The sequence below is a fragment of the Nocardia sp. NPDC046763 genome, assembly GCF_040645495.1.
GTDB lineage: Bacteria > Actinomycetota > Actinomycetes > Mycobacteriales > Mycobacteriaceae > Nocardia.
Genome location: NZ_JBEYYI010000068.1, coordinates 1 through 7,111, shown reverse-complemented (window position 1 = coordinate 7,111; position 7,111 = coordinate 1). Strand labels below are relative to the sequence as shown.

The 7,111-nt window shown below is 66.2% G+C and carries 7 protein-coding genes; 5 read left to right on the top strand and 2 right to left on the bottom strand.

Annotated features, from left to right (window positions below):
• Positions 1 to 112: 112 nt before the first annotated feature.
• Together ABZ909_RS43115 and ABZ909_RS43110 are read left to right on the top strand one after the other, a co-directional pair.
• Entirely contained in the window at positions 113 to 637 is a 525-nt protein-coding gene (locus ABZ909_RS43115; protein ID WP_357012187.1) for a hypothetical protein, read from the top strand.
• 163 nt (positions 638 to 800) lie between these two features.
• A complete protein-coding gene (locus tag ABZ909_RS43110) occupies positions 801 to 1,604 on the top strand; it encodes a crotonase/enoyl-CoA hydratase family protein (protein WP_357012185.1) in 804 nt (267 codons plus the stop codon).
• Positions 1,605 to 1,913: 309 nt separating this feature from the next.
• On the opposite strand, the gene ABZ909_RS43105 is transcribed toward ABZ909_RS43110, so the two are convergent.
• Positions 1,914 to 3,536 (bottom strand): amidohydrolase, encoded by a 1,623-nt coding sequence (locus tag ABZ909_RS43105; protein ID WP_357012183.1) that lies wholly within the window; start codon positions 3,534 to 3,536, stop codon positions 1,914 to 1,916.
• A 175-nt stretch (positions 3,537 to 3,711) separates the two neighbouring features.
• On the opposite strand from ABZ909_RS43105, the gene ABZ909_RS43100 reads away from it, so the two are divergent.
• Together ABZ909_RS43100 and ABZ909_RS43095 are read left to right on the top strand one after the other, a co-directional pair.
• On the top strand, positions 3,712 to 4,734 hold the full coding sequence (locus tag ABZ909_RS43100; RefSeq protein ID WP_357012181.1) for an Lrp/AsnC family transcriptional regulator: 1,023 nt from the start codon (positions 3,712 to 3,714) through the stop codon (positions 4,732 to 4,734).
• Between the two features lie 146 nt (positions 4,735 to 4,880).
• Positions 4,881 to 5,552: a cyclase family protein gene (locus ABZ909_RS43095; RefSeq protein ID WP_357012178.1), complete on the top strand. Its 672-nt coding sequence runs from the start codon at positions 4,881 to 4,883 to the stop codon at positions 5,550 to 5,552.
• Positions 5,553 to 5,648: 96 nt separating this feature from the next.
• On the opposite strand, the gene ABZ909_RS43090 is transcribed toward ABZ909_RS43095, so the two are convergent.
• The gene (locus ABZ909_RS43090; protein ID WP_357012175.1) at positions 5,649 to 6,143 is read right to left on the bottom strand and encodes a helix-turn-helix domain-containing protein; all 495 of its coding nucleotides are present in this window, start codon (positions 6,141 to 6,143) and stop codon (positions 5,649 to 5,651) included.
• A gap of 95 nt (positions 6,144 to 6,238) precedes the next feature.
• On the opposite strand from ABZ909_RS43090, the gene ABZ909_RS43085 reads away from it, so the two are divergent.
• Positions 6,239 to 6,748 carry a hypothetical protein gene (locus tag ABZ909_RS43085; RefSeq protein WP_357012173.1) on the top strand — a complete coding sequence of 170 codons (510 nt, stop codon included), beginning with the start codon at positions 6,239 to 6,241 and terminating at the stop codon, positions 6,746 to 6,748.
• Positions 6,749 to 7,111: the final 363 nt, after the last annotated feature.

Here is a 7,111-nt window from a genome sequence, read left to right as displayed (position 1 = left end):
CTCCAGCCAGATTGCCTCACCGCAAACCAACGTATCGGAATCACACCACGAGTGCGGCCGCCGACAGGTTGACGAAAACCATAGGGACACCCCCCTGCCCGGAGTGCTCGTCGTGACCGAGGACGGCCGCACGGTCTCACCCGGATCCGGTGACACCGGACTGATCGCCCTCCCCAGCACCGCCGCCGGCTACCACAACGACCGAACCAAAACCGCTGCGACCTTCACACAGATCGACGGACACCCCTACACGATCCCCGGCGACATGGCCACCGTCGCCGACAACGGCGACCTGATCCTGCTCGGACGCGGATCCGCGTGCATCAACACCGCCGGGGAAAAGGTCTATCCCGAAGAAGTCGAAGAAGTACTCAAAACCCACCCCGCCGTAGAGGACGCCCTGGTATTCGGCATCGACGACGACCACTACGGACAAAAGGTAGTCGCCGTCGTGTCCCGGTTCGCCGGAACCAACGAGCCCCTCGACAACATCCTCGGCCACGCCCGAACCAAACTCGCCGGATACAAGCTCCCACGCGCAGTACACATCGTCACCCAAGTACCCCGCACACCCGTCGGCAAAGCCGACTACCCCACCGCCCGCGAACTATTCACCACCTCGCAACACCAGAACTGATCCTGAGTCCCGGAGTCGTTGCTGTACGCCGACGCCGCCCACGGTGGTTTCTGGCGGCAGCCCTACGAACCGAAATCCGCACTGCCGTTGGCCGCGCTGTTCGGTATCGCGCCGACGGTGTTGCGGCGCTGACACATCCATCGAATCGATGCTGGAGGAAGTAATGACGGACCTGCCGTCGCAAGCAGCAGCTGTGACTGTCGAACGCCGCGGTCACCTGCTGATGATCGGGCTCAATCGTCCGCACCAGCGCAACGCGATGAACAGGGCGATGTTGTTCGAGCTGGCTGCGGCGTACGGCCTGCTCGAGCATGATGACGAGCTGTGGTGCGGGGTCCTGTTCGCTCACGGAGAGCACTTCACCGCCGGCCTGGATCTGATGGATATCGGGCCCGCGCTGCTGTCCGGCAACGGCGCCTCCTACCCGGAAGGCAGCCGCGATCCGTGGCGGCTCGACGGCACCTGGACGAAACCGATCGTCGCGGTCGCCCAAGGGTGGGCGATGACGCTCGCCGTCGAGCTGCTGCTCGCCGCCGACATCCGGATCGCCGCGGCCGATGTGCGGTTCGCGCAGTACGAGGTTCGGCGCGGCATGTTCCCCTTCGGGGGAGCGACATTCCGTTTCCCCGAGCAGGCCGGCTGGGCGAACGCGATGCGCTGGATCCTCACCGGAGACGAGTTCGGCGCGGCAGAAGCGCTGCGGATCGGGCTGGTGCAGGAGGTGCTTCCGACCGCAGCGGCCGCGCTGGAGCGGGCCGTCGAGATCGCGACGACGATCGCGGAGAAAGCCTCGCCGCTCGGTGTCCGGGGAACTCTGGCGTCCGCCCATCACGCCCGGGCCGAGGGGCAGGCCGCCGCGGCCGCGAACCTGCGAACCGAAGTCGCCCGCATCCTGGCGACCGCCGACGGCGCCGAAGGAATCAACTCATTCCTCGAACGCCGGGCCGCACGCTTCACCGGCCGATGATCCACCCGCTGCTCGACATCATCCTCAGCCACGCCCGAACCAAACTGGCCGGGGGCAGAGCGTCGTATGGGCCGGCGGCAATGCTGCTCACGCTGATGTGAGATGAGTTGTGGTACAGGCCATCTGGAATGTTGTGAGGTATGCGTCAGCTTGGTGAAAGACATCGCCTCGTGTCCGGACAACGCGATCCGGTCTCGGCGTCCGCAGATTCGATGCGGCCTTGGGCAAAGGCCGGGCGACGGGGATGGCCGATGGCGTAGCTCATGCCGATGGGTTTTCGGTGCAGCGGCATCGCGTCGAGGGCACAGATCAGGCGACGCTTTCGGGACCGTGTACAAGCCGTCCACCGAGGAAGGTATGCGTCGGGTTGAGATCGCGCAGTGTCTCGGTCGGACCCTCGGCAGGATCCCGATCCCAGATGGTGAGGTCGCCGAGGCGACCGGGCGCCAGTGCGCCACGGAGGGTTTCCTCCCGTGTCAGACGCGCGGCGTTCGTGGTGTGCAGGGCGACCGCCTCGTTGTAGGAGATGGCGTGCTGTGGCCCCTGAACGCCGATGACGGTTTCACGGGTCATCATGCCCCAGACCGAGCGCATGGCACCGAATTGACCGACCGGGAAATCGGAGCCACCGGTGACCAGGGCATCCTGATCGATCCAGCCCCGGGCCGGGAACAATTCGGCCACCCGCTCCGGGCCCCAGTACTCGCGCTCCACCTCGGCGGTGTCGTGCAACAGCGGTTGTTGAATGGTGACCGGCACCCCCAGAGCGACGGCACGGGCACGCTGCTCGGCCCCGGCCAGACCGCCGTGTTCGATGACGAGGGTGCCCGCCGGCAGACCCGGATTGTCTTGCAGCACACGCTCATAGACGTCGAGCAGAATGCGCACGGCGCGATCGCCGTAGGCGTGGGTACCGACGCGCCAACCTCGGCGCACGACCGCGGTCACGGCCTCGACCAGTGCGTCGGGCTCCCACATGAGGATTCCGGAGAAACTGTGGTCGCAGGCGTAGGGCTCTTCGGTGGCGCCGGCCTCGAGGCCGCCGTCGATGCCGAACTTCATCCCCCACACCTGCAGCCACGGGTCCGCGTTGTAGCGCAACTCCTCCATGTGATCGAGTGCTTCGTTCATCGCGGCCCCGTTGGTCAGGCCGAACGCACCGATCAGGGCCCGCACGCGGGTATTGAGCAGGCCCTTGTCGCGGGCGGTCTGCAGCAGTTCGTAGTCGGCGAAGGACACCGCGCAGTCACGGACCATGCCGATACCCGTCGCCGCGTAATCGGCGCTGGCCAACCGGATCCCGTCGATGCGCCGCGGCCCGTCCTCCTCCGGGGCGAACTCCTCCACCAGCCGCAGCGCACTGTCGATCAGCCGGCCGTTGAGGCGGCCGTTCTCATCGCGGCCGATGACTCCGCCGGGCGGGACCGGAGTGTCCTCGGTGATGCCTGCCAGGCGCAGCGCGACATTGTTGACGACATCGTTGTGGCCGCCACGCTTGACCAGTACCGGATGCCGATCGGTGGCCTGGTCGAGTTCGTCGGCGGTGGGCATCCGCCGCTCGGCCAGGTTGAGTTCCTGCCAGTTGGTCGTGGTGCGGATCCACTCGCCCTCGGGTGTGGCGGCAGCCCGCTGCCGGATCAGATCCAGGAACTCGGCGATCGTGTGCGCGGTGTGCACCGGGACGTCGTGTGCGCCGCGGGCCGCGAACATCAGGTGAGTGTGGGTGTCGTCGAAGGTCGGCAGCACGGTGGAGTCCGGCAGATCCAGAACCATGGTCCGCGCGGTGGCAAGGACGTCGAGACCCTGCGGGTCTGCCGAGACGGCGACTATGCGGTCGCCCTTCACGGCCAGTGCACGCTGCGGGTCCAGGCCCGGCACCAGCATGTGCACCTTGGCCGCTTTGACTATCAGGTCGGCACCATGATCAGACATGTTCTTCTCCCGGATCGACTTGTCGCACACTCACGAAGCGGCAGCACCTGTACCAGGGCCGATCGACGCCCGGGATCAATACCGCTCTGACACCACTGTGGTACGCGGTCGAGTCGAGGAAACACAACATATTCCTGTGCTATGAACTCAAAACACGACTTCGAATGTGCCTAACATGACGAATGTGCGACACAGCCTGGACTATACGGACCGTAGAATTGCGGCGTCGCTTCTCGCTTCACCGCGCGCCTCCTGGCGGGAGATCGGCCGCTGCCTCGGGTTGTCCGAACGGACCGTCGTCCGTCGCGCGGTCCCGCTCTACGGTGACGGAACCCTGCGTGCCACCGCTGTTCGCAACCCGGCCTACTTTCCGGGTGCGGTCCCGATCGCTCTGCGAATCCGCTGCCGCCCCAACAAGATTCGCCAGGTGGCCAACGCCCTCTCCCGGAGACCGGACACCATCTGGGTCGACATCCTCGGCGGGGGTGACGAAATCTCCGCCGTCTTCTTTCTCGACAATCCGGACAACCGCAACGCCCTGCTCCTGCGAGACCTCCCCGCGACCGACGCTGTGGTCTCCTGGACCGCCCACACCCTGCTGCGCGTCTTCCGCGCCACGTTCCACTGGACCGCCGGCCTGCTCACTGCCGAAGAAGCCGCCGGCCTCGCCATCGCAGAACCCGAAATAGTCGCTACACCAACGGATCTCCCAGCACCGCTCGACATCGACACCGATCTCATCGCCGCGCTGGTCGAGAACGGCCGGATCACCTACACCGACCTCGCCGACCGCATCGGCACCAGCGCACTCACCGCCCGGCGACGCCTCGATACCTTGTTGCGCGGCAATGTCATCCGCCTGGCGACCGAAGTGGATCTCGCCCTGCTCGGCGTGCACGCAGAGGCCCTGCTGTGGATCAGCGTCCAGCCTGCCGCACTGGAACGGGTCGCCGAAACCCTTGCCGGACATCCCCTCGTCCGATTCGTCGCCGCGACCACCGGCACCGTCAACCTGATGGTCGCGGTGGCCACCACCGACCTCAGTGCCATCTATGCCTTCCTCATCGACACGATCGGCCCCCTGAGCGGCATCTCCGCCATCGACACCACCCCGATCCTGGCGACCGCCAAACGCACCGGTCTCGCCCGCCGGCCATTCACCGAGTCAGCCGACAGCACGAGAAACGGTCGGCGGTGAATCCTCGGTGGGTTCGACGATAGTCAAACCGGGTCGATCCACTCGCCCCGGCAACGTCGCCTCCGAGATCTCGGATCCGGCACAGCCCGCGACGAGCACCCTGCCGGCGTCACCGTGAACAGCGGGATGGAGGTACGGTTCCTGGCATGAGCAAGACAACTGTGGAGTTGTCCCATCCGATCTCGGACGGCATGCTCACCTACCCGGGATTGACTGGACCGCGGGTCACCACAGATATTTCGCGTCAGCAGTCGCCACTGATCGGCATGGCCTATGACATCGCACGGGTGGATATGGTCGGCAACACCGGGACCTATATCGATGCGCCCTTCCATTTCCATGCCGATGGCGCCGATATCGCCGAGTTGCCGCTCGAGCGGCTGTTCAACATACCGATCGTGATGATCCGCGCGGCGGGCATTCGCGCGGTGGGACCGGATCTGCTCGGTGACCCGGCACGGCTGTGGGGCAAGGCGGTGCTCGTGCACACCGGGTGGTCGGCTCGGTGGGGGTCGCCGGCGTACCGGGACCCCGGGCATCCGTTCCTGATCGGTGAGGTCGCGGATGCGCTGGTCGCCGCGAATGTGGCGGTGGTCGGAATCGACTCGCTCGATATCGACGATATCTCCCTGCCTACGCGTCCGTGTCACCACGCATTGCTCGGGGCGGGAATCCCGATCATCGAGCAGATGACGAACCTGGACGTGGTCCCCGACATCGGTGCCAGGCTGGTCGCACTGCCGGCGCCGGTGCGCGGGATGGGCTCGTTTCCGCTGCGCGCTGTTGCCTGGACCGATCACGGCGGCGCTGTCAGCTGATCGGGCCTCGCTCCGCGACCAGCGGGGACACCGGGCGCACACGCCAGTTCGATGACGAAATCCACTGCACCACTACGTTGGATGAAACGCGTGGCATCAAGACGATTTCACGAATTGGGCGCCCGGGCCGGGGGTGCGGTGGATGGCCGATGGGGGTAGGTGGGCATGGCCCGCGGCGCATTCCAGGAAGAGCCGGACCGGGGCTTCGCAGTCGTGGTCGGCGCCGGGGGTGTGGTGGCGGATCACCACCGACGGCCCCTGCGGGTCGGCCAGATACTTGTCGCCCCACTCCAGCAACGCCACCAGGGTCGGCCGCAGGTCCAGACCGCGCTCGGTGAGGCGGTACTCGTAGCGCTGCCGGGAACCCGGCTCCTGGTATGGGATGCGTTGCAGCACACCGGCTTCGACCAGGCTGTCGAGCCGGGCGGAAAGCAGGTTGCTGGCGATACCCAAGCGGTCACGGAAGTCGTTGAAGCGAGTCGCGCCATCGATGGCCTCTCGAACGATCAGCAACGACCAGCGTTCCCCGACTAGCGACAGCGCGCGTGCCACCGAGCAGTTGGCGGTGTCGATTCGACGATCCGGGTCCATGTGGCCACCCTATCGGGCTAGGTTGACAATCTCCACTCAGTGGCCCTAACGTTCACTCATCTGAGTTTAGAAATTAAATCTAGGAGGTAGTCGGCATGCCGATGCTCGATGTCTACATTCCGGAGGGCACCTTCACGGCCGAGCGGGAAGCGGCGCTGATGAACCAGATCACCGAAATCCTCATCCGCCATGAGGGATTCGACCCCGCCGATCCGGTCACGCGCTCGGTCTCATGGGTGTTCCTGCACAGGCCGGCAGCGGTCTACGTCGGCGGTGCACGTGCAGACATGCCCCGGTACAAAGTGGTCCCGTCAGTCCCGGAAGGACAACTGGACACCGCCAAGCGAGCCGGCGTCATCGCAGAGGTCACCGAGGCGATACTCGATGCGGAGGGCGGCGCGTGGCCGCGTGATCCCGGCCGAATCTGGGTGTTCCCCACCGAGATTCCCGAGGGACACTGGGGCGGATTCGGTGAAGTCAGGCCGTTGAGCCGTATTCTCGGCCGGCTGACCGGTGACGACGCCGAGCGGGCCGCCCGGCTGGCGGCCGAGCGGATCGCCGCCAGCCGCGTCGAACGCACCACGCTCCCGCACAGCGCGCGCTGACCATCCGGCAGCGGCGCCACCGTATCGAGGCCGAACCGGCATCGACGGCCTGCCGGAACCGCTCGAATTATGGTGCGGCTCGGCCCGATTCGAGGCGGGAGCGCACGTCGGCCGGGGTGAAAACCTTGCTCTTCTTCGGCTCCGTCAGCCAGCACTCCAGCGAGGCGGTGACAGGAGGCGCATCATGAGTACCTCGCGAAACCAGCCAGCGCGGCCCTGCCGAACCCGAACCCGCGCGCGGAGATATTTCATCCGGGCGCGGGTGGGGGAGTCGGGTTTTCGGGGTCAGTATGCGGAGTTGACGTTGTCCATTGATCCGTAGCGGGCGGCGGCGTAGTTGCAGGCGGCGGTGATGTTGGCTAC